At 73.6% G+C, this 21,839-nt stretch carries 17 protein-coding genes; 13 read left to right on the top strand and 4 right to left on the bottom strand.

All coding sequences use genetic code 11. The annotated features are described in order from the left end of the window. Positions 1-149: 149 nt before the first annotated feature. Positions 150-464 carry a hypothetical protein gene (locus tag HTZ77_RS27790; RefSeq protein WP_175592661.1) on the bottom strand — a complete coding sequence of 105 codons (315 nt, stop codon included), beginning with the start codon at positions 462-464 and terminating at the stop codon, positions 150-152. A 374-nt stretch (positions 465-838) separates the two neighbouring features. Here HTZ77_RS27790 and HTZ77_RS27785 point away from each other — a divergent pair, with 374 nt between their 5' ends. The 9 genes from HTZ77_RS27785 (at position 839) to HTZ77_RS27745 (ending at position 10,897) form a co-directional block, all read left to right on the top strand. Then, a complete protein-coding gene (locus HTZ77_RS27785; protein WP_175592660.1) occupies positions 839-1,738 on the top strand; it encodes an alpha/beta fold hydrolase in 900 nt (299 codons plus the stop codon). 52 nt (positions 1,739-1,790) lie between these two features. Further along, positions 1,791-2,972, top strand: a complete 1,182-nt coding sequence (gene moeZ / locus HTZ77_RS27780) for an adenylyltransferase/sulfurtransferase MoeZ (RefSeq protein WP_175592659.1) — start codon at positions 1,791-1,793, stop codon at positions 2,970-2,972. 192 nt (positions 2,973-3,164) lie between these two features. Then, positions 3,165-3,887: a hypothetical protein gene (locus HTZ77_RS27775; RefSeq protein ID WP_328808800.1), complete on the top strand. Its 723-nt coding sequence runs from the start codon at positions 3,165-3,167 to the stop codon at positions 3,885-3,887. Next, positions 3,881-5,116 carry a S8 family serine peptidase gene (locus HTZ77_RS27770; RefSeq protein WP_328808799.1) on the top strand — a complete coding sequence of 412 codons (1,236 nt, stop codon included), beginning with the start codon at positions 3,881-3,883 and terminating at the stop codon, positions 5,114-5,116. Before HTZ77_RS27775 ends, HTZ77_RS27770 begins: the two co-directional genes overlap by 7 nt. A gap of 152 nt (positions 5,117-5,268) precedes the next feature. Further along, positions 5,269-6,069: a hypothetical protein gene (locus HTZ77_RS46670; protein ID WP_328808798.1), complete on the top strand. Its 801-nt coding sequence runs from the start codon at positions 5,269-5,271 to the stop codon at positions 6,067-6,069. Continuing rightward, positions 6,063-7,235 carry a S8 family serine peptidase gene (locus HTZ77_RS46665; RefSeq protein ID WP_175592658.1) on the top strand — a complete coding sequence of 391 codons (1,173 nt, stop codon included), beginning with the start codon at positions 6,063-6,065 and terminating at the stop codon, positions 7,233-7,235. Before HTZ77_RS46670 ends, HTZ77_RS46665 begins: the two co-directional genes overlap by 7 nt. 23 nt (positions 7,236-7,258) lie before the next feature. Continuing rightward, complete coding sequence (locus HTZ77_RS27755; protein ID WP_175592657.1) at positions 7,259-7,618, top strand: hypothetical protein; 360 nt, start codon at positions 7,259-7,261, stop codon at positions 7,616-7,618. Between the two features lie 16 nt (positions 7,619-7,634). After that, positions 7,635-7,940, top strand: coding sequence for an MGMT family protein (locus tag HTZ77_RS27750; protein WP_175592656.1), 306 nt, complete (start codon positions 7,635-7,637; stop codon positions 7,938-7,940). A gap of 104 nt (positions 7,941-8,044) precedes the next feature. Further along, entirely contained in the window at positions 8,045-10,897 is a 2,853-nt protein-coding gene (locus HTZ77_RS27745; protein WP_235995263.1) for a CDP-glycerol glycerophosphotransferase family protein, read from the top strand. 639 nt (positions 10,898-11,536) lie between these two features. Here the strand turns inward: HTZ77_RS27745 and HTZ77_RS27740 are convergent. Together HTZ77_RS27740 and HTZ77_RS27735 are read right to left on the bottom strand one after the other, a co-directional pair. Next, the gene (locus HTZ77_RS27740) at positions 11,537-12,043 is read right to left on the bottom strand and encodes a VOC family protein (protein ID WP_175592655.1); all 507 of its coding nucleotides are present in this window, start codon (positions 12,041-12,043) and stop codon (positions 11,537-11,539) included. A gap of 95 nt (positions 12,044-12,138) precedes the next feature. Further along, positions 12,139-13,110, bottom strand: a complete 972-nt coding sequence (locus tag HTZ77_RS27735) for a helix-turn-helix transcriptional regulator (protein ID WP_175592654.1) — start codon at positions 13,108-13,110, stop codon at positions 12,139-12,141. Between the two features lie 95 nt (positions 13,111-13,205). Between HTZ77_RS27735 and HTZ77_RS27730 the strand changes: the two genes are divergently transcribed. The 4 genes from HTZ77_RS27730 (at position 13,206) to HTZ77_RS27715 (ending at position 20,152) form a co-directional block, all read left to right on the top strand. Further along, positions 13,206-14,009, top strand: a complete 804-nt coding sequence (locus tag HTZ77_RS27730) for an SAM-dependent methyltransferase (RefSeq protein ID WP_175592653.1) — start codon at positions 13,206-13,208, stop codon at positions 14,007-14,009. A 144-nt stretch (positions 14,010-14,153) separates the two neighbouring features. Then, positions 14,154-14,834: a hypothetical protein gene (locus HTZ77_RS27725; RefSeq protein WP_175592652.1), complete on the top strand. Its 681-nt coding sequence runs from the start codon at positions 14,154-14,156 to the stop codon at positions 14,832-14,834. Positions 14,835-15,031: 197 nt separating this feature from the next. After that, positions 15,032-19,831, top strand: a complete 4,800-nt coding sequence (locus HTZ77_RS27720) for a cation-translocating P-type ATPase (RefSeq protein ID WP_235995262.1) — start codon at positions 15,032-15,034, stop codon at positions 19,829-19,831. Positions 19,832-20,002: 171 nt separating this feature from the next. Continuing rightward, positions 20,003-20,152 carry a hypothetical protein gene (locus HTZ77_RS27715; RefSeq protein ID WP_175592651.1) on the top strand — a complete coding sequence of 50 codons (150 nt, stop codon included), beginning with the start codon at positions 20,003-20,005 and terminating at the stop codon, positions 20,150-20,152. 52 nt (positions 20,153-20,204) lie between these two features. Here HTZ77_RS27715 and HTZ77_RS27710 read toward each other — a convergent pair whose 3' ends face one another. Beyond that, positions 20,205-21,401 (bottom strand): RNA-guided endonuclease InsQ/TnpB family protein, encoded by a 1,197-nt coding sequence (locus tag HTZ77_RS27710; RefSeq protein WP_328808797.1) that lies wholly within the window; start codon positions 21,399-21,401, stop codon positions 20,205-20,207. Between the last annotated feature and the right edge of the window lie 438 nt (positions 21,402-21,839).

Below are 21,839 nucleotides of genomic sequence, written 5' to 3'. Positions count from 1 at the left end.
TCGCTCGCCCCCGGCGAGCGACGACCCCGATGAGCACGGGCGCTCAGGAAAGGTGAACGCGGAGCCCACCCCGGCCGGAAAGAGCCGCACGGATCCCGTGCCCGGCCGGCCTGGCGCTCCGGTCGAGCGCTTCAGCCGTCGGCCGAGGCTCAGTCGTCTTCGCGGTTGACCGCGACGGCGTCAGCGTCAGCGTGGTTGTCGTTGTCGTTGACGTTGTTGTTGTGGATGTGGATGTGGATCTTCACCCGCTGGTGGCCACGACGGCCGCCCCAGCCGCCGCCGCCCCAGCCGCGGAAGCCGCAGCCCCAACGGCGCCAGCAGCCCATGCTGAAGTCGCCGGAGGCGCTGGTGACCGTGGTGGCGCCGGCGGACGACGCGGTGGTCAGCGCGCCGACGGAGACCACGCCACCGGTCGCGGCGGTGGCCAGCGCGAGGCTTGCGATTGCGCTCTTGAACGTGGGCATTGAGTTCCCCCCTAAAGGATCGGTTGCCCTGGTTCTTCGGCATTTTTCGTTGCTAACGGAATATGCCGTGGATGTTGGCCAAAAGCCTCATCCGAGGCTTTTCATTTCCGGCGGCTGGGCGCGGCAAACAGGACTCTGGCCGTTTTGCTATACCCTAGCGCTCCCATTGCTGTTATTAAGTGTTTATGAAATGAATTGCCATGAAATGTCCGTTTTGTACGGGAGGTTCGAGGGGTGCAGGGCCTCCGCGAAAGCCGCCAATTCCAGAAAAATGCACTTAAAGGGTGGTGTGCCCTGATAAGACCCGAAATGGTGGCGAATGGCATGATGTGTGGGGTCGGTCGTATCGTGGAGCGGGCGAACGAGGAGGGCGCATGGCAGCAGAGCCGATCCCGCACTGGCCAGGACGCATGGTGGGCTCGGTGCACGTCAGATCCACCCCGGACGGCGCCCCCGACCAGGCCGTGTTCGTCCACGGGCTGGCCGGGTCCGCCACCAACTGGACCGACCTGATGCACGAGCTCAAGGACGACGTCACCGGCCACGCCATCGACCTGCCGGGAGCCGGCCACTCGCCCGCGCCCGAGGACGGCGACTACAGCGTCGCCGGGCACGCCCGTTCCGTCATCGGCCTGCTGGAGCGCACGGGACCGGCCCACCTGTTCGGCAACTCGCTCGGGGGAGCGGTGTCCGTCCGCGTCGCCGCCGACCGCCCCGACCTGGTGCGCTCGCTCACGCTGATCTCGCCCGCGCTGCCCGACCTGCTGCCCCGGTACGGGCCGGTCCGCGTGGCCGCCGCCGCGACCCCGCGGCTCGGCGAGTGGTTCATGGACAAGCTCCGGCTGGTCCCCGCGGAGCAGCGCATCAGCGCCTCGTTCGCGATGGTGTGGGCCGACGTCACCGCCGTCCACCCCGTACGGCTGCACGACGCGATCGAGGAGCTGCGCTGGCGCGACGGCCTGCCGTACGCCGTGGCCGCCGTGATCGGCTCGGCCCGCGGCATCGTCGCCGAGTACTTCCGGCGCGGCGATGACACCCTGTGGCGGTGCGCGGCCCGCGTCCAGGCGCCCACGCTCATCGTCCACGGCCGGCATGACCGGCTCGTCCGGCCGGCCATGGCCGCCAAGGCGGCCCGTACGTTCCCGCAGGTCAGGCTGGTGCTGCTGCCGCGCGCCGGGCACGTGGCGATGATGGAGATGCCCGCGGTGGTCGCCGCCGAGGCCCGGCGTCTGATCAGTGAGACGCGATTGGGGAATGCCCCGGTCACCGGCTAGGTTCCAACCTGAGGAACGTGAGATGGGTCCCCCTGGAACGGGAGCGTAGAAAGTGTCGTTGCCACCTCTGGTCGAGCCGGCCGCCGAGCTGACCGTTGACGAAGTGCGCCGCTACTCACGCCACCTGATCATTCCCGACGTGGGGATGGCCGGGCAGAAGCGGCTGAAGAACGCCAAGGTGCTCTGCGTGGGCGCGGGCGGCCTCGGGTCGCCGGCGCTGATGTACCTCGCGGCCGCGGGCGTCGGCACCCTCGGCATCATCGACTTCGACGTCGTCGACGAGTCCAACCTGCAGCGCCAGATCATCCACGGCCAGTCCGACGTGGGCCGGCCGAAGGCCGAGAGCGCCGCGGCGACCGTCCGCGAGATCAACCCGCTGGTCGAGGTCGTCATCCACAACACCGCGCTGTCCACCGACAACGTGATGGAGATCTTCGCCGGCTACGACCTCATCGTCGACGGCACCGACAACTTCGCGACCCGTTACATGGTCAACGACGCGGCGGTCCTGCTCGGCAAGCCGTACGTCTGGGGCTCCATCTACCGCTTCGACGGCCAGGCGAGCGTGTTCTGGGCCGAGCACGGCCCCTGCTACCGCTGCCTCTACCCGGAGCCCCCGCCTCCCGGCATGGTGCCGTCGTGCGCCGAGGGCGGCGTGCTCGGCGTGCTGTGCGCGTCCATCGGCTCCATCCAGGTCAACGAGGCCATCAAGCTGCTCACCGGCATCGGCGACCCGCTCGTGGGCCGGCTGATGATCTATGACGCCCTGGAGATGAAGTACCGCGACGTCAAGGTCCGCAAGGACCCCGAGTGCGTGCTGTGCGGCAAGAACCCCACCGTCACCGCGCTGCTCGAGGACTACGAGGCGTTCTGCGGCGCGATCTCCGACGAGGCCGCCGAGGCGGCCACCGGCTCCACGATCACCGCGCTGGAGCTCAAGGCCATGCAGGACAACGGCGAGGACATCTTCCTCGTCGACGTCCGCGAGCCGAACGAGTACGAGATCGTCTCCATCCCCGGCGCCACCCTCATCCCGAAGGGCGAGTTCCTCAACGGCTCGGCCCTGGAGCGGCTGCCGCAGGACAAGCGCATCGTGCTGCACTGCAAGTCGGGCGCGCGCTCGGCCGAGGCGCTGGCGATCGTCAAGAACGCCGGCTTCTCCGACGCCGTCCACGTCGGCGGCGGCGTGCTGAGCTGGGTCAAGACCGTCGACCCCAGCCTGCCGTCCTACTGACCGGCGCCGACCTCACCGGACCGGCCGTCCCCTCCGGGGGCGGCCGGTCCGTTCGTTTGCGGGCCCTCGGACGGCCGCTGAACGCCTGGTGAAAGCGGGATCTTGTGGTGGACGCTCCGGTGATAGACCGGTTTTGGCCGCCGGTCCGGTTTCCGGGGATGGCACCGGGTCGCCCGCATTAAGGTCGAAGCCGTGGACATCGCCCGCCCCTGCTGGCCGGCCCTCGTGGCGGCCTCCGCGTTGACGCTCGTCTGCGCGGTGACCGCCGGGGTGGCGGCCGGGGCGGCGGGCACCGAGCTGACCCGCGGGCCGAACACCGCCGAGCTGCGCGCCGCCGTCCAGCGGGAGACGGCCGAGCGCTGGCGCACCTGGGCCGCGGGCCGCGTCTTCCCCGCCCGCCTGCCGTACTCCGCCGAGCAGGGCGGCACCGAGCAGGCCAGCCGGATCGGCATCTCCCCGCGTACGAGCTGCGCCGGGGCCGTGGACACCGCAGCGGACGGCGCGTTGCGCGCGGCGGGCTGCCGCGCGGTGCTGCGCGCCACCTACATCGACGAGCTGCGCGGCGTGCTGGTCACGGTGGGCGTCGCGGCCTTTCCCGACGAGCGCGCCGCGGCCCGCGCCGGCGCGGCCTTCCCCCAGGCGGGCGAGCCGGTGCCCGGCCTGCGCCCGCTGGCGTTCCGCGGCACGGTCGCCGACCGCTTCACCCCCGCCGTACGGCAGGCAGGCTCGGTACGCCAGGCCGGCCCGTACGTCGTGCTGACCACGGCCGGACAGGCCGACGGGCGGCCCGCGAGCACGGCGGGGGAGCAGCGCCCGGCCGTCTTCGCGTTCGGCGGCGAGCTGGCCGCGCACGTCCTGCACCGCCTGACAACGCCCCGCCTGCCCGACTGCGCCGCGCCGGAGTGGCAGTGCTGACCCGCCCTCCCCTGGCGCGGGCGGCCGGGGTCGCGGCGGCCGGGGCGGCGCTGCTCGGCGCGTCGCCGGCGCTGGCCGCGCCCGCGCTGGCCGACGACGTGCGCGGCGGCCAGCAGCCGGTCCTCGACACCCTCGAACTGCCCAAGGCGTGGCGGGCCACCAGGGGCGGCGGCGTCACCGTGGCCGTGCTCGACTCGGGCGTGGACCCGCTCCACCGCGACCTGGCCGGCTCGGTGACCGTCGGCAGGGACTTCACCAAGGGCGCGAACCCTCCGGGCGTGCGCCCCCTCCGGCTGCACGGCACGTACATGGCCTCGCTCATCGCCGGTCACGGGCATGGCCCGGACGGCTCGCGCGGCGTCATCGGCGTCGCGCCCGAGGCGGAGATCCTTTCGGTGCGGGTGATCCTGGAGGACGAGGAGCGGGGGTTCCGCGTGTTCAACACCGACCCGCGCTTCGAGGACGTGATGGCGCGGGGCATCCGCTACGCCGTGGACCGCGGCGCCGACGTGATCAACCTGTCGCTGTCCAAGGACCTGCCGAGCGGGGAGGAGCGCGCCGCGATCCGGTACGCCATCGACAGGGGCGTCGTGCTGGTCGCCGCCGCGGGCAACGACGGGGCGCGCCGCCCGGGCCGCGCGGCGCCGTACTCCTATCCGGCGGCGTTCCCCGGCGTGGTCGCGGTGGGCGCGACGGACGGGCGGCTGCGGCGCGCGACGTTCTCGAACGGCAACTCGTCGGTGGTGGTGGCCGCGCCCGGCGTGGACATCCTGGGCGCGGGCCCGGGCGACCAGTACTGGATCGGCCGGGGCACCTCGCAGGCGACCGCGCTCGTCTCCGGAGTGGCCGCCCTCATCAAGGCCGAGTATCCGCGGATGTCGCCGCCGCTCGTCGCCCGGGCGCTCACCGCGAGCGCCACCGACCGGCCCCCGGGCGGCTACGACACGGGCACCGGGTTCGGCGTCGTGAACGCCCGCCGCGCCCTGGCCGAGGCCCGCCGGCTGGCCCGCCACACCGAGACCGCGACCGGCGGCCAGGCCCAGGACCCGGCCTCGCCCGTCGGCGGCGCGGCGGCGGGCCCCATCCGCGTGGTCGCCCGCGACCGGGGCAGGGCCCGGGTCTACGGCGTCGTGGCTGCCGTGGCGGCGGGCGGCGCGCTGGCCTCCATGGCCACCATGTACGTGCTGGTCAGGCGCGTGCGCCGGGCACAGGGTCCCGAGGACGCATGATCCGCGTGCCAAGGGGGACGAAACACACACGGAGCGATCCTGGGAACGAGGCGGTGGTGAAGGCACGTAGGACGACTTCGGGGCTGCCCCGCGCCGGAGGGACGCAGGGACGGCCGAATCCCCTCGGCGCCCGATCCGGCCGCCGTTCGCGTGTGCGCGGATGGCCGGCCGCCGGCAGCCGCGTCAGCGCGGCCGCCCGGGAACGCGCCGAGCGGGAGGCGTTGCGGCGTGGCGTGCGCTACCGCCGCTGGTTCGTCGTGCTCGTGGGCGCCGTCATGGCCATGTCGGCCGTCGTCGTGCTGCTCGGCACCGTCGGGCTGCTCGCCGAGACCCGCTCCCGGCCCCTGACCCCCGCCGAGCAGAGCCGCTACAAGCAGGAGGAGATCGCCCGCCGCTGGCAGGCGTGGCCGGCGACCGGGGTGTTCCCCGAGGAGGTCAAGTACCAGGGGCTCGACAGCGCCCAGCAGTACGCCAGGCGCGTCGGCATCGCCCCCGAGACCGCGTGCCGCGACGGCGTGGACGCCTCGGTGGCCGCGGTCCTCGACGACCACGGCTGCGTGAGCATGCTGCGGGCCACCTACGTCGACCAGACGGCCACGTTCGTGTTCACGGTCGGCGTGGCCGTGCTGAAGGACGAGGAGTCCCGGGTGTCGGCGGCCGAGCAGCTCACCCAGGACGACCGGGTGGGCGTGCTGCCCGTGGCGTTCCCCGGCACGGTGACCGAGCGGTTCGGCACCGAGCAGCGCCAGCGCGCCGGCTGGGTGGGCGCCGGGCCGTACCTCGTGTTCTCCACCGCGGGCTACGCCGACGGGCGCACGCGCGCGGCCGTGCCGCCGGAGGAGATCCTGCACAGCGAGCTGTGGCCGGCCGCCCGCTCCATCGGCAACCAGATCGCCTACTTCCTCGCCGACCCGCCCAAGGTCCCGCCCTGCACCCAGGGGAACGTGTGCTGACCGCCGCCGTCCGCGTGCTCGCCGCCGCGGCGCTCTCCCTGCAGTCCCCCGCGAGCGTCCCCGTACGGGACCAGCAGCAGTGGGTGCTGGACGCGCTGAACGTAGGGCAGGCGTGGACCGTCACCAAGGGCAAGGGCGTCACCGTCGCCGTCATCGACGGCGGCGTGGACCCGAAGCTCAAGGAGCTGCGCGGCAAGGTGACCACCGGGCCCGACATGAGCCTGTCGTCCGTGGAGCGCGCGGCCCGGCCCGGCGCGCACGGCACCGCGATGGCCGCGCTCATCGCGGGCACCGGCGCCGAGGAGGGCCTGATCGGCGTCGCGCCCGACGCGCGGATCCTGTCCGTGCCGCTGGAGGTGACCGAGCAGCCCGCCGACGGGTCCATCGAGCCGCAGCCGGCCCCCCGGCCCGACGGTGACTCCGGCCTGGAGAGCCCGCTGGCCAGGGGGCTGCGCTACGCCGCCAATCACGGCGCCAAGGTCGTCAGCATGTCGATCGGCGGCTACGGACCGCTCAAGTCCGAGCGCGAGGCCGTCTCGTACGCGCTGAGCAAGGGCGTGGTGCTGGTCGCCGCCGCGGGCAACGACGGGCAGACCCGCTACGCCCAGACCAACGGCACCTCCTACTGGAACTTCCCCGCCGGCTACCCGGGCGTCATCGGGGTGGGCGCCGTGGACAAGCAGGGCAGGCGGGCCGCGTTCAGCAGCGACAACCTGTCCGTCCTCGTCGCGGCGCCCGGCGTGGGCGTGCCCGTGGCCCGGCTCGGGGGCGGCTACCAGCCGGCCGAGGGCACCAGCCCGGCCGCCGCGCTCGTCGCGGGCGTGGCCGCCCTGATCAAGGCCCGCCATCCCGGGATGCCGCCGGAGCGCGTCGCGCAGGCGCTGTCGTCCAGCGCCCGGGGCCGTCCCGCGGCCGGGTACGACGACAAGACGGGCTTCGGCGTGGTCGACGCGGGCGCCGCGCTCAACGCCGCCGACCGGCTGGCCACGGCCAAGCCCGGGCCCGACGTGTCCGACGACCTCCACTTCGGGCAGGGCGTGGACTCCCCGGTGCCGTCGCGGCCGGGACCCGAACCGTGGCGACTGTGGCTGTTCGGCGGGGCCGCGCTCGTGGCGCTGGTCACGTTCAGCGGGGCGGTCATGGCGCTCAATCAGCGTAGAAGGTGAAAGATCCGCTATGGTCCCGCGTCATGGGATACGAGCTGCGCGTGGTCCGGGAGGCGCCGATCGCCTACGCCGACCTCGCGAAGGCGATCACGCCGGCCGGGTTCGAGCTGAGCGGGTCGCAGGAGATCGTCGCCAGGCACGGCGGCGGCACGCACACCGTGGCACGCTGGAACGACCAGGTGGTCGGCGAGCCCGGCTCCGACTGGCAGGTGGCACAGCTCGTCCGGCTGGCCGCCCTGCTCGGCGCCCGGCTGGTCGGCGAGGACGGTGAGAGCTACACGGTGCGCGACGGCGTGGTCCAGGTGACGGCCGGCGGCACGACGACCGACCTGGGCAAGTTCCACGAGATCATCGACGCGGGACCCGCCGCGTGGGGCCCGTGACCCTCCGGGGGCGCGCGTGAACCCGTACGCCGAGCGCGTCCTGCAGGTGGTGGAGTCCATCCCGCCGGGCCGTGTCATGTCGTACGGCGACGTCGCCGAGTACCTCGGTGAGGGCGGTCCGCGCCAGGTCGGCGCCGTGATGTCCACGTGGGGCGGCGGCGTGCCGTGGTGGCGCGTCGTCCACGCCGACGGCACCGCGGCCTCGGCCGGCCACCTCCAGGAGTGCCTGGCGAACTGGCGCGCCGAGGGCACCCCCACGCGCGGCGACAGAGCCGACATGCGGGCCGCCCGCTGGGACGGACGTTCAGTGGATTCTCAGTAAAACGTTTGAGCTGCGGAATTCGCCACGACGGTGCATGCGCGGTATGTGACTCCCCTTAGCATGGGCAAAACAGGTGATGGCGGTCCGAAAGGCGGTGCCCCCCGATGGCCACCGGCGTTCCAGCGCAGAGCCCGGGCGGCGATCCGGCCGCCGACCGTCTGAAGGTCGTCCAAGATCTCTGCGATCGCGGCGAGCCCCTGGACGCGATCATGCGGGCGGCAGGTCCTGGCGGTCAGGACGCGGCGTTCGACGCGGAGGTGCTCAGCGGTCCGCTGGGCGCGCGGATGGACGTCGCGGTCAAACGCGGCCCCGCGCGCCGGCGCGAGCTCGTCGCCCTGCTGCGCCCGTACCTCGCGAACGTGGACGAGCGGGTCAAGCGCGACCTGCCCGTCGCCCGCCGGCTCATCTGCCACCTCGTCGAGCACCGCCCCGACGCGGAGCTGATCGACGGCGAGACGCTGACGAAGGCGGTCGCCGCCGCGGCCGAGCCGTCCAAGCGCATCCGCAAGGGCCTGCGCTGGTACGCCGACCTGCCGTTCCAGGACGAGCTGCCGGCCGAGCTGTACCGGCTGCGCCGCTCCGACCTGGTGCCCGTCACGCACATCGACGACATCCAGTGGGTGGACGGCAAGCTGCGCATCACCGGCTTCGCCTACCTCGCCGGACTGTCGGTGCGCAGCCGCCGCTTCAACCGGGCGAGCGTCGTGCTGCGCGGCCCCCGCTGGCTGCCGCCCGTGCGCATGCGCACCCGGCGGACGTTCGAGCCGGAGGCCACCCACGGCGCCCGCGAGCCGGGCTGCAACTACGACTGGTCGGGGTTCTCGGCCGAGCTGAGCCCGTGGGCGCTGCGCTGGCGCGGCGCGGTGCGCGGCGCCGTCCACGCCGCCCGCCGCCGGATGCGGCACCGGCCGGCCGTGGCCGACGCCACGACGTGGCGGGCCGAGATCGTGTTCTGGAGCCGCGGGGCGCGGGCCACCGGCCTGCTGCGCGGCTCCTCGGTGGGCCGCCCCGAGCGCCCGGCCGGGCTCAAGCTGCGTCCCGGCTGGTGGGTCCGTCCCGTCTGGACGTCCGACCGGGCCCTCCAGGTGGTGCTCCAGCCCAACCGGGCCGAGCTGACCGGCGTCACCGTCGAGGGCGACCGCCTGGAGCTGCGGATCTTCCTGCCTGGCCGTAGCGTGACCAAGGGGCACGCCCGGCTCGGCGGCCACCGCGTGGCGGCCGACTTCACGCCCCAGCAGGGCGGCACCGAGGTCGTGGTCGTCCAGGCCGTCTCCGCGCTCCTGCACGAGAAGGACGGGCGGCGGCTCTGGGTCGAGCCGAAGGGCGACCCCGCGGCCTCGGTCATGCTGGGCGACTCGGGCGAGACCCGGGCCGCCGTCGGCGACCGCGAGATCACCGTGCTCGGCGACCGGCGCGACCGCGTCATCGTCTCGGCCCACCGCATCCGCCCGGTGATCTCCTCGGCGGTGTGGGAGGGCTCCACGCTGGTCCTGCGCGGACGCTACCCCGACGCCTCCGGTCAGCGCGTGCTCACGCTGCGCCATCGCTCCGGCCTCTGCTACGGCATCCCGATGGAGCGCGACGGCGAGGAGTTCACCGCCCGGATCACGCCCGCGGCCCTGGAGCGCTTCGGCGAGAGCGTGCCGCTGTCCTCCGGCACCTGGAACATGTCGATCCGCCACCCCTCGGGGGAGATCGTCCCGCTGCGCATGGACCACGCCGCCCTGCCGGGGCTGGACGAGGCGCCGCGCGAGCTGGCCGGGCACGCGTTCCGGATGGTCTCCACCCGCTTCGACGTGCCGGTGATCACCGTCGAGGAGGTGCTGCCCGCCGACGAGAAGGGCGTGGCCGGCACCCACGTGCTGCGGCGGGTCTTCTACCCGGCCCAGCGCACCGAGCCGCTCAACGACGCGACCGTGTACGTGGTCAACGACGGCCGCCTCTACGCCGACAGCGTCCGGGCCGTGTACGAGGAGCGGGTGCGGCGCGGCGACGACCGCGAGCACATCTGGATCGTCAAGGACGGCGCGTTCACGCCGCCGCCCGGCACCACGGCCGTGCGCGCGGGCAGCCGCGAGCACCACGCCGCGCTGGCCAGGTCCCGCCACATCGTGACCAACTCCTTCCTGCCCGTCTGGTTCCGCGCCCGCGAGGACCAGGTGGTGCTGCAGACCTGGAACGGCACCCCGGCCAAGCACGTCGGCAACGACCAGCCGCACATGAACCGCGACCCGCGCCCGCCGATCTGGCACCGGCAGGCGGCCGAGGTGCGCGGCTGGGACGTGCTGCTGTCGCAGTCGCCGTGGGCCACCACGCTGCTGCGCAAGGCGTTCGGCTACCAGGGCGAGATCCTGGAGAGCGGGCTGCCGCGCAACGACGTGCTCACCTCGCCCGACCGCGAGCGGCTGGCCGCCGAGGTGCGGGCGCGGCTGGGGCTGGCCGAGGGCAAGCGGGTGGTGCTGTACGCGCCGACGTACCGCGACTACGACCGCAAGAACGCCATGGTGAAGCTCGACCTGGCCAAGGCGCGGGAGGAGCTGGGGGCCGACCACGAGCTGCTGGTCCGCGCCCACCCGATGCAGGCCATGCCCGCCGTCCCCGACATCGCCCACGACGTCACGACTTATCCCGATATGGCGGATCTGCTGCTGGTGGCGGACGTGCTGGTGACGGACTACTCGTCGGTCATGTTCGACTTCGCGGCCACGGGCCGCCCCATGGTCTTCTACGCGTACGACCTGGCGAAGTACTCCGCCAAGCGGGGGCTGTACGTGGACCTGCCCGAGATCGCCCCCGGCCCGGTGCTGTCCACCTCGGCCGAGGTCATCGAGGCGCTCCGGTCGATCGACCAGGTGGCGGCCGCCCACCGCGACCGCTACGACGCCTTCCGGGCCACCTACGCCCCGAAGGACGACGGCAAGGCCACGGCCCGCGTGGTGGACCACCTGTTCTCGTAGACCTGCTGTGGTCAGGGCCCCGGCGTTCTCGAACGCCGGGGCCCTGACGCATGGGGCGCACAAGGCCAAAGGCCTTCGCGTGCGGCGCTTCGCGCCATGGGCTCAGCCGCTCTTCCAGCCGGGCCCGGTCCCGGCCCCTGGAGGCCCTCGCTCCGCGAGGCCGCCTTCCTGAGGGCGGGCTCCGCCCGCCGGCTTCGCCCCGAGTGGGCCTTCAGAAGCGCGAAGCGCGGAACCCGCCGGCACGCGGCAAGGGCACCGCCCGCGGCGTCGCAGAGGGCATTGCCCGCGCGGTGCGGCGCAGAGGGCAGTGCCCGCGCGGCGTCGGAGGAGGGGCATTACCTCGGGGGCATCGGACAGAGGGCATTGCCCCGAGGGCATCGCGGGGAGGAGCCCCGGGGGAACGGCAGGCGCGAGGCCGGAAGCAGTGGATAAGGAAGATCAGGGGCGAGAAAGCCGGCGACGGACAGGGCGCCCGCTTGAGCAGACGGCGCCGCCCAGGTCGAAGAACGCCTCGACCGACTCACCACTGCCGCGCGGCCGCTCGTTCCCCTTCGCGCGGGCGAGGCCGAAGGGGGCGGCGAAGGGGGGGCGGCGTCGTCCGGGTGGGATGCACCGAGCGTCGGCGGAGGCGCCGACCGGTCAGGCTCCGGGACGCTCGCCGGCGGTGGCGAAGAACGGGGTCTCCGGCCGCTGCATGTACTCCATCGCCGCCGTGAACACCGGGTCGCTCCAGCGCCGCTCCATCTCCTCCGGCGTCACGTCCTCGATGTGCGTCTGGATCCACCACACGTTGCCGAACGGGTCGCGTACCCGCCCGACCAGGTCGCCGAAGGCCAGATGGGTGACCTCCGAGACCGACGTGCCCCCGGCGGCGACGGCCTGGCGATGGACGGCGCGGGCGTCCTCCACGTACAGCCTGGTGAACGCGGGCGTCGCGGGCCAGCTCTCGTCCACGTCGAACAGCATCACGATCGCGTCGCCGATGCGGACCTCGGCGTGCCCGATCCGGCCGCGGTCGTCGACGACCCGGCCGAGTTCCTCGGCCCCGAACGCCTCCCGCAGGTAGTCGATGACGCCGGCGGTGTCGCGGGAGATGATCCAGGGAGTGACGGTGGTGTAGCCGCTGGGGACGGGCTTGACGGACATGTGTGTGCCTCCTGTGCCGTGTTTCCGGAACGTCTTGACCAAAGGTAGAGCGGGTGTAGGACGGGTTCTGTCCTATACGGCGGCCTGTGCGGCGGTCAGTCGGCGCCCGTCGCGCGCAGGGCCCGGCCGCCCAGCTCGCGCAGGTGTTCCAGCAGCTCCGGCGGCTCGTGCACCTCGAACTCGCAGCCCAGCGTGAGCAGCCGGAAGGCCAGCCACTCCAGGGTGTCGCTGCGGCCGTCCAGCAGGCAGGTGCGCTCGTCGACCGGCACCACGTCCTCCGCGCCGTCCCCGAGGCGGCTTCTCACCTGCTCGGCCGGAGCGCGCAGGGTGACGACCGCGCGGTAGACGGGGATCAGGCCATGCAGCCGGGCGGTGACGAAGGAGGCCACGTCCTCGGCGGGCAGCGGCCTCGGCGCGAACCGCGCGCCCGTCGGCCAGGGCTGCCGGACCCGGTCCACCCGGAAGACGCGCCAGTCGTCCTTGTCGCAGTCGAACGCCGCGAGATACCAGCGCCGGCCCCAGGGGACCAGTCCGTACGGCTCCACGTGCCGCCGGGTCTCGGAGCCGTCGTCCGGCGAGCCCGAGACGTACGCGAAACGGAGCCGCTCACCGGCCGCGGCCGTCGTGGCGAGCACCGCCAGGACCTCCGGGTCGATGCTCTGACCGGCGGCGGGAGGCGGCGCGGCCGTGGCGTTGCCCAGCGCGCTCACCCGCGCCCGCAGCCTGGACGGCAGCACCTGCCCCAGCTTGGCCATGGCCCGTACCGACGCCTGGTCGATGCCGTCCACGGGGTGCCGGGTCACGGTGCGCAGGCCGACGGCGATGGCCACGGCCTCCTCGTCGTCGAGCAGCAGCGGCGGCATGGCCTTGCCCGCCTCCAGGCGATAGCCGCCCGCGCCGCCCATGGTGGCCCGTACCGGGTAGCCGAGATCGCGCAGCCGTTCGACGTCACGGCGGATCGTGCGCGGGGTGACCTCCAGTCGCTCCGCCAGCTCGCTGCCGGGCCACTCGCGGGGGCTCTGCAGCAGGGACAGGAGCGTGAGCAGACGGGCGGACGTGGTGGCCATGTTCCTCAGGATGCCGCGATACGCGTACAACTCTCGCATTCGCGGCACTAGGATCTTGCTTGTCGGACCGCCATGAAAGGCACGAAGGGAACGCCGTGGCCGAGACGCCGAACCAGTGGACCAGCGCCATCGACACGACGCGCCCCAGCATCGCCCGCGCCTACGACGTGGTGCTCAACGGCAAGGACAACTTCGAGGTCGACCGCGCGTTCGTCGCGGAGATCGTGAAGGTGGTCCCCGAGATCTACGACGTGGCCACGTACAACCGGCAGATCCTGGGCCGCGGCGTGCGCTTCCTCGTCGAGCAGGGCGTCACGCAGTTCATCGACCTCGGGTCGGGGCTGCCGACCGTCGAGAACACCCACCATGTCGCCCAGCGCGCCAACCCGGAGTCGCGCGTCGTCTACGTCGACAACGACCCCATGGTGCTGGCCCACGGCAGGGCGCTGCTGGCGGAGAACGACCGCACCGCCGTCGTCACCTCCGACCTGCGCGACCCCAAGACCATCCTCGCCGACAAGGACGTCAGGCGGCTCATCGACTTCGACCGGCCGGTCGGGGTGATGCTGGTCGGCATCCTGCACCACCTGCACGACGACGAGGACCCGCGGGGCATCGTCCAGGCGTACATGGACGCGGTCCCGTCCGGCAGCTATCTGTTCATCACCCACTTCTGCGCCTCCAGCGAGGACTCCCGGGAGGCGGAGAAGAAGTTCCTCGCCCTGCTCGGCACGGGCCGCTTCCGCACCGAGGCGGAGATCACCGGTTTCTTCGACGGGTTCGAGCTGCTGGAGCCTGGGGTCGTCGCGCTGCCGCTGTGGCGCCCCGAGGGGCCCGTTCCGTCGGAGCTGACGGTCGGCCAGCGCCTCATGTACGGCGGCATCGCCCGCAAGCGCTGACTCTGTCGGCCGCAGACCTTCTGGAGCAGGCACGGCAGGATGCATGGGCTGGTAGTGAATCCGTCAAAAGGGCACTATCGGGCATGAATCGCCTAGGGGTGGGATAGGGACACGGAGAGGATTCCTCAGTACAGAGGGGAAGTCATGACCGTGGCCCAGACCCGCTCGACCGCCACCGCCGGGACGGAGGCCGGCTCCGCCAGACGGTTCACGCTGGACCTGCCGATGATGACGATCGAGGTCCGTCCTCCACAGATGCGCATGCCGCGGATTCCTCTGCCGCACGTTCACGTCCCCAGGATCAGCCGCCAGGAGATGGGGCACGCCGCCGACGTCGCGCGGGCGATGCTGCCGCCGCCCGAGCGCGTCGCCTACTACGGCGCCCTCGGGGCGCTCGCGGTCATGGGCGTCATCGAGTGGCCCGTCGCGGCGGCCATCGGCGCCGGAGCGATCATCGCGCAGCGGGCCCGTTCGGGGCAGACCTCCATGGGGAACGCCGGGCAGGGGGCGAGCGTGACGGGGCGTACGGCGCCGTCGGCGCCGCGCGTGTCCACGGGGGCCCGCGGTGGCGGCGCGGGCGGTGGGACGGCGTCCGCCGCCGCCCGCAAGAGCGCCATGAAGGCCGAGGAGGCGCCCAAGAGCGGGTCGTCCCGAAGAGGAGCCACCCAGCGGGCGTCGGCCACACAGGCGTCCGCCACGCAGTCGGCCACGCAGGCGTCCGCCACGAGGGCGGCGTCGGCGCGGGCGGCCGCCGCGCGGGCCGCCTCCGCGAGGGCGCAGCCGAAGCCCCCGTCCCCCGCCGGTACGCAGCAGCCCCCCGGGTGAGCGCGTGACCGTGCGCGACGAGACGACCCACGGCCGCTCGCGTCACGCGGGCGGCCGACGCGGTCCTCGACCGGCCCGCAGCCCCTGACAGGTCCGCCTGTTCACCTCCCCCGCAGGACACACCCCTGGCAGGACGCACCCCCGGCAGGACGCGTCCCCCGGCAGGACACATCCGTTCGATGGGAGAGGGAGACCACATGCGGTTGCCCGGCGTACCCGCCGCCGCGGGCGCCCTGCTCGGCATGCTTCCCGAGCCGCTGCGCGGTCTCCTCCCGCGCCCTCGGGTGGTCCGCGCGTGCCCGGGCGGCATGCGCGTCGAGCTGCGCGCGGTGGGCGGGCCGGGCACCGGGCGGCGGGCGCGCCTCCTGGAGGACCGTCTGCTGGCCACCGGTGTCGAACGCGCCGAGGTCAACGGCGCGCTCGGGTTCGTGTACGTCGCCTGCGACCCGGCCACGACGGACGTGGACAAACTCCTGGAGATCATCGAGGAGCTGGACGTCGGGGAGCCCGGCGCGGGCGACGACGGCTCCCCGCATGAGGACGACGGCTCCCCGGAGAAGGGGCGGCGGCCCGGTCTGGCCCGCGTCCAGGAGGTCCTGGACGTCCTCGACGACATCCGCACGATCGAGGCCGCCGTCGGCGGCGACGAGGACGAGGACGAGCGCGAGCAGGGCGACGGAGGCGCGGCCGACGACGGAGCCGGCTACGGGGACGAGGACGAGGACGGATGGGGCAGGGCCTCCCGCGCGCTCGACGGGGTCGAGCAGCAGGCGCGCGCCGCCGTGAGCCTCGGCCTGCACCTGCTCGGCGCCGGCGCGGCGCTGGCCGGGCAGGCCGCCCGCGTGCCGAGGCTGCCCGCGCTGGCGCCGGCTCTGCTCTCCCTGGTCGAGCACACCCCCCGGGTACGCCGGGAGCTGGAGGAACGCGTCGGCAAGCCGGCGGTGGACGCGGTGCTGGCATCCGGGCGGATCCTCACGCACGCGCTCGCGCTGCGGCCGGTGTCCCTGCTCGTCGACTCCGTCGCCGCCGCCGGCCGTTACGTGGACACCCGCGCCGGGCGCGCCGCCTGGGAGCGGCGCGAGGAGGAGTTCGCCGCCGAGGAGGGGACCTACCGCCACATCCGTACGGCCGTGCCGCGCCGCGTGACGCCGTTGCCGCGCGGGCCCGTCGAGAGGTACGCGGACGTGGCCGGCGCGCTGTCCCTGGCCGGGCAGGGGGTGACCACGTTCCTCAGCCGCGATCACCAGCGAGGGCTGACCGTGCTGGTCGCCGGGGTCCCGAAGGCGGCGCGCCTGGGCAGGGACGCGTTCACCAGCGCGCTGATCCGGGCGCTGGGACGGCGGGACACCATCGTGCTCGACCGTGACGCTCTGCACCGCATGGACCGCGTGGACACGGTGGTCCTGGACGCGGGCCTCCTCACCACGGGCGCGTGGGCCGTCCACGGCGTCGTACCCCTCGCCTCCGGGGCCGACCTGGACGAGCTGCACACCCGCCTGTACGCGCTCATCGATCTCACGGACCGCTCCGCCCCGAGGGTCCGCCGCGCGCGCGACGGCTGGAGCGTCGCCCCGTACGAGCCGCCGGGCCCTCATGAGCCGGGCCCTCATGAGCCGGGCCCTCATGAGCCGGATCCTCTTGAGCCGGAGCCCGCCGAGGTGGGGCGGTGGCGGGAGGAAGGGGTGCGGCTGGTCGCGATCGCCAGGCAGGGGGACGTGGTCGCCGTCGTCGGCCTGGAGCCGGAGCCGCACCCGCTCGCCGAGGCCCTGGTGGCCGCCCCCGGGAACGCGTGCGAGGTGGTGCTGGCCGGGGGAGATCCACGGCTGGCCGGGCGGCTGGGGGTGAAGCGGGTCGTACGCGGCGGGTCGCGGCTGGCCGCCGAGATACGGGTGATGCAGGCCGAGGGGCACGGCGTGGCGGTGGTGTCACAACGGGGACGGCGCGCGCTGGCCCGGGCCGACCTGGGGATCGGCGTGCTGGGCAGGCCCCGTCCGGTCCCGTGGGACGCGGACGTGATCGGCGGGTTCGACGGGGCGTACCTGCTGCTGCGTTGCCTGCCGTACGCGCGGAAGGCGGCCAGGCGCAGCGTGCGGGTGGCGGGGGCAGGGGCGGCCACGGGGGCGGTGCTGGCGTTCCTGGGGCCGGCGCGGACGGCGCTGGGCAGGGTGCACCTGGTGAGCAACGCCGCGTCCGTGGCCGCGCTCGTGACGGGCGAGTGGACGGGGCGCCGGGCGGGCAGGGAGGCGCCGCCGCCGCCCGCCGACCACACGCCCTGGCACGCCATGACGGTCCAGGACGCGCTGTCGCGGCTCCGCACGTCCCCCGAGGGACTCCCGGAGGAGGAGGCGGCGCGGCGCAGAGGTCACGCGACGTACGGCGGGACAGGGGCCGCGGGCGGCGGCGTGGCCGGTGGCGGGCCGCGGTCGCTCACGCATGCCTGCCTGGAGGAGATCGCCAACCCGCTCACCCCCGTGCTCGCCTCGGGCGCGGGCGTCTCCGCCGCCGTCGGCTCGGTGCTCGACGCCGGTCTGATCGTCGGCGTGATGGCCGTCGGCGCCCTGCTCGGCGGCACGCAGCGCTGGCACGCCGACCGGATCCTGCACCGCCTCACCCGCGTCACCGCCGTCCGCGTACGCCTGCGCCGCCCGCCCGCCCCCGCGCTCGTTCCCGAGGAGGCGGAGGGGCGCGAGGCGGAGGAGCGCGGGGAGGCGGGGATCGAGGCGGGGATCGAGGCGGGGATCGTGGCCGGGGTCGCGGACGACCTCGTGCCCGGGGACGTGATCGAGCTGCGCGCCGGCGACGCCGTCCCCGCCGACGCCCGGCTGGTCGAGGCGTCCGGCCTGGAGCTGGACGAGTCCACGCTGACCGGCGAGTCGCGGCTCGTCACCAAGAGCGCGGCCCCCACGGCCGCTCCGGCCGTCGCGGACCGCACGTCGATGGTGTACCAGGGCACGACCGTCGCGGCAGGGCACGGCCTGGCCGTCGTGGTGGCCACCGGCGAGGCCACCGTCGCCGGCCGCACCGCGAGGCTGGCCGCGGCCGGCTCGCCGCCGACCGGCGTGGAGCTGCGGCTGCGCGCCCTGAGCCGCCGCATCCTGCCCGTGGCCATCGGCTCGGGCGTGGCGCTCATGGCGACCGAGCTGCTGCGGGGAGCCCCGGCGGCCGCCGCCGTCGCCCCCGCCGTGAGCCTGGCGGTCGCCGCCGTGCCCGAGGGGCTGCCGTTCGTGGCGACGGTCGCGGAGCTCGCGTCGGCCAAGCGGCTGTCGGCTCGCGACACCCTCGTACGCAACCCGTCCACGATCGAGGCGCTGGGCCGCGTGGACGTCCTGTGCTTCGACAAGACCGGCACGCTCACGGAGGGGCGCATCAGCCTGGGCCGGGTGTCGGACGGCCGGATCGAGCGGGCCGTGGCGGACCTGTCGCCCGAGCTGCGGGCCGTGGTCGCCGCGGCGCTGCGGGCCTGTCCCCGGTACGAGGACGGGCGCGCCATCCCGCATCCCACGGACCGCGCCGTGGTGGAGGGCGCGGAGCGGCTGGGCGTCTCGCCGGCCGACGAGCTCGTGGGGTGGCGGCGGGTGGACGAGCTGCCGTTCGAGCCGGCCCGCGGCTACCACGCCGTGCTCGGCACGTACGGGACCGGGGAGGAAGGCGGCACGCGGCAGGTGCTGAGCGTCAAGGGCGCGCCCGAGGTGCTGCTCGACCGCTGCACGACCCTGCGGCGCGGCGCCGGGACGGCGCCCCTGGACGCGGCGGCCAGGCGGGAGCTGGAGGAGGAGGTCGAGCGGCTGGCGCTCCAGGGACACCGGGTGCTCGCGGTCGCCGAGCGGCCGGCCTCCAGCCGCGCCGACCTGGACGAGTCCAGGATCGAACGGCTGAGCTTCCTCGGGTTCCTCGGCCTGGCGGACCCGGTGCGGCCCACCGCCAAGCGGAGCGTCGAGGGCCTCATGAGAGCCGGAGTCCGCGTCGTCATGATCACCGGTGACCATCCGAGCACGGCCGAGGCCATCGCCGCCGAGATCAACGCCATGAACGGCGGCCGCGTCATGACCGGCCCCCAGCTCGACGAGGTGGACGACGGAGCACTCGACGAGGCGCTCCGGGAGGTCGCGGTGTTCGCCCGGGTCACGCCGGAGCACAAGGCGCGCATCGTCGCCGGGCTGCGCCGCATGGGCCGGGTGGTCGCCGTCACCGGCGACGGCGCGAACGACGTGCCCGCCATCCGGCTCGCGGACGTGGGCGTGGCGCTCGGCTCCCGCGCGACCCCGGCCGCCCGCGCCGCCGCCGACATCGTGGTGGTCGACGAGCGCATCGAGACCATCATCGACGCGATCGTGGAGGGCCGGGCGATGTGGGGGTCGGTCCGCGACTCGCTCAGCATGCTGCTCGGCGGGAACGTCGGCGAGATCGTCTTCACTCTCGGCTCCAGCCTGCTGACCGGCCGCAGCGCGCTCAACACCCGCCAGCTCCTCCTCGTGAACCTCCTCACCGACATGCTCCCCGCCATGGCCGTGGCGGTGCGGCCGCCGGGCGCCGTGGACCCGGACCGGCTCCTCACCGAAGGGCCGGAGGCGTCGCTGGGCGCGGCCCTGACCCGCGACATCCACCTGCGGGCGATCACCACCGCCGCAGCGGCCGCGGCGGCCTGGCTGCTCGGCCGGATGACCGGCACACGGGGCCGGGCCGACACGATCGGGCTCGTCGGGCTGGTGGCGGCGCAGCTCATGCAGACGCTCGCCGTGGGCGGGCGGGACCGGCTGGTCCTGCTGGCGGCGCTCGCGTCGCTGGCCGCGCTCGCGGTGATCGTCTCGGTGCCGGGGCTGAGCCGGCTGTTCGGGTGCCGCCCGATCGGTCCGCTGGGGTGGGGGATCGGGCTGGGCTGCGCCGCGGCGGCCGTGCTCGTGGAGCGGGTCCTGGAGCGCGGTCTGGAACGCGGCCTGCCCCGCCTGAGCGTCCCCTCCAGCCGGCCCGAGCCCACGCCCGGGCCCGTGCCCGCCTAGGAAGGGCTTCCGGTCCGAGCCCGAGCCCGTGCCCGCCCAGGAAGGCTCCGGTCCGAACGCGCGCCGATCCGGTCATCGCGCGTTCACCCATCGGACACGTAAGATGCCACCCGATGCCAGATTTGTGGTGAAATCTGGCAGTAAATCCGATATCCCCCCGTGAGGTGTCTGATGTCTGACTTCCTGGCCGCGCTGCTCGCCAAGGCGGCGATCATGGTCCTGGAGGCGCTGCTCGCGCGGCTCATCCACGCTCTGGTCACCACGTTCGCCAGGTCCGCCGGCGTGACGTTCCTCCAGAACGCTGGAGCACAGCCCGCCTAACTACCCCTGTGGTCTGGTGACTCCTCCGTTCCTTGAAGGGAGCGGCTTCTCGCTAGGCTGCTTTGGCGGCGTTGCGAAGGGCAAGCCCTGCCCTGAGGATGTTGACGGCCGCGTTGATGTCGGCGTGTGCGGTGTGCCCGCACGCCACGCACCGGAACTCGGCCTGAGTGGTGCGGTTCTCCTTCGCGCAGTGCCCGCATTCGGCGCACGTGCGGGAGGTGTTGGCGGGGTTCACTGCAATCAGCTTGCGACCGGCGCTTTCAGCCTTGTGCGACAGGATCGTCAGGAACACCCCCCAACCCGCGTCCAGGATGCTCTTGTTCAATCCGGACTTGGCGGCTGCCCCGTTGGGCAGCCATCCGCCTTCGCCGTCTGGTTCGGGTGCGGCGCGTCGGGTCATGTTGGTGACCTTGAGCGCTTCGTGCACGATCACGTCGTAGGTGCGGACGAGCGCGAGCGCTGCCTTGTGCGCGCCGTCGAGGCGTTGCCGGCGCACCTTGGCGTGCAGGGCCGCGACACGGACCACGGCCTTACGGCGGCGCTCGGACCCGCGCTTCCTGCGGGCCAGGTCGCGCTGTGCCGCCGCGAGACGGCCGGCGGATGCGGCGAGGTGGCGCTGGTTGGCGATGTGGTCGCCGTTGCTGGTCGTCACCAGCCGCGCCACGCCCATGTCGATACCGACGACCGCCCCGGTGGCGGGCAACGGCTGGGCGGGCACGTCGTCGCACGACAGGACGACGAACCAGCGGCGGCCTTCCCGCTTGATGCTGATGGTCTTGACGGTGCCGAGCACGCGCCGGTGTTGGTGCACGCGCACATGCCCGACACCCTGGAGGCGCACGAACGTGGCGGTCGGGTGATGGGGCTGGGAGTCCCAGCGGCAGCCGTCGCCGTCCTTCGGCCATTCGACGGTGTCGAACCAGCCTCGACCCTTGAAACGGGGAAACCCGGGCGTGCGACCTGCTTTCACGCGGGCGAAGAACGCCTTGAATGCCTTGTCCAACCGCCGCAGTGTGGCCTGCTGGGAGGAGAACGACCACCGGCCCTGCCCGGCGGAATCGTCGGCGCGGATCCCCTTCAGCTCCGCCGACTGGTCGCCGTAGCGAATGGTGACCTTCGCCGCGCGGTAGGCCGTACGGCGGTGCTCCAGCGCGGCGTTGTACAGCTGCCGGTGGTCCTCCAGGCACTGCGTGAGCGCGGCGGCCTGCTTGCTGGTGGGGCGCAACAGGAACGTGAACGACCTACGCACCGCCACCGCCCTCGGGAAGCCGTTCGTCCTGCGTGTCGATGGAGCGCCGCACCGTCTCAGCGGACACGGCGCCGACCGTCGCCACGCAGCAGAACCTCGACCACAGCGTGGCAGCCGGGAATGCAGGTGGACACATGCGGCCCGCAAGGGGTGGGAGGTGAACACCTGCAACTGGTCGGACATACGATGGCGAGTTCTTCGGGTGCGACTTCCACCAGCCGTGCTCGACCGCCTCGGCATGGCGCGTCTTGACCCGCCCGCCAGGGACCGGGCGGCGGTACTTCGAGCTCCACACGACGTAGTACTCGAGGTCGTACGCCGCGCCGGGGGAGGTGCGCACCTGACGAGTCACGCGGCCAGTATCACAGCGCGACGTATCTGATACGCGACGAACGGAGATCTTCGATGGGCAGACCAGACAGGTCAGGGCGTGCTCGC

This window comes from Nonomuraea montanisoli (genome assembly GCF_013363975.1).
Lineage (GTDB): Bacteria > Actinomycetota > Actinomycetes > Streptosporangiales > Streptosporangiaceae > Nonomuraea > Nonomuraea montanisoli.
Note: the sequence above shows the minus strand (reverse complement) of the source record. Positions and strands in the feature narration are given on the sequence as shown.

Excerpts from the sequence above, each read along its gene's own strand:
- HTZ77_RS27785 (WP_175592660.1), top strand. The coding sequence starts at position 839 with ATGGCAGCAGAGCCGATCCCGCACTGGCCAGGACGCATGGTGGGCTCG.
- HTZ77_RS27740 (WP_175592655.1), bottom strand. The coding sequence starts at position 12,043 with ATGTCCGTCAAGCCCGTCCCCAGCGGCTACACCACCGTCACTCCCTGG.
- HTZ77_RS27725 (WP_175592652.1), top strand. The coding sequence starts at position 14,154 with ATGACCGTGGCCCAGACCCGCTCGACCGCCACCGCCGGGACGGAGGCC.
- HTZ77_RS27735 (WP_175592654.1), bottom strand. The coding sequence starts at position 13,110 with ATGGCCACCACGTCCGCCCGTCTGCTCACGCTCCTGTCCCTGCTGCAG.
- HTZ77_RS27755 (WP_175592657.1), top strand. The coding sequence starts at position 7,259 with ATGGGATACGAGCTGCGCGTGGTCCGGGAGGCGCCGATCGCCTACGCC.
- HTZ77_RS27715 (WP_175592651.1), top strand. The coding sequence starts at position 20,003 with ATGTCTGACTTCCTGGCCGCGCTGCTCGCCAAGGCGGCGATCATGGTC.
- HTZ77_RS27720 (WP_235995262.1), top strand. The coding sequence starts at position 15,032 with ATGCGGTTGCCCGGCGTACCCGCCGCCGCGGGCGCCCTGCTCGGCATG.
- HTZ77_RS27745 (WP_235995263.1), top strand. The coding sequence starts at position 8,045 with ATGGCCACCGGCGTTCCAGCGCAGAGCCCGGGCGGCGATCCGGCCGCC.
- HTZ77_RS27790 (WP_175592661.1), bottom strand. The coding sequence starts at position 464 with ATGCCCACGTTCAAGAGCGCAATCGCAAGCCTCGCGCTGGCCACCGCC.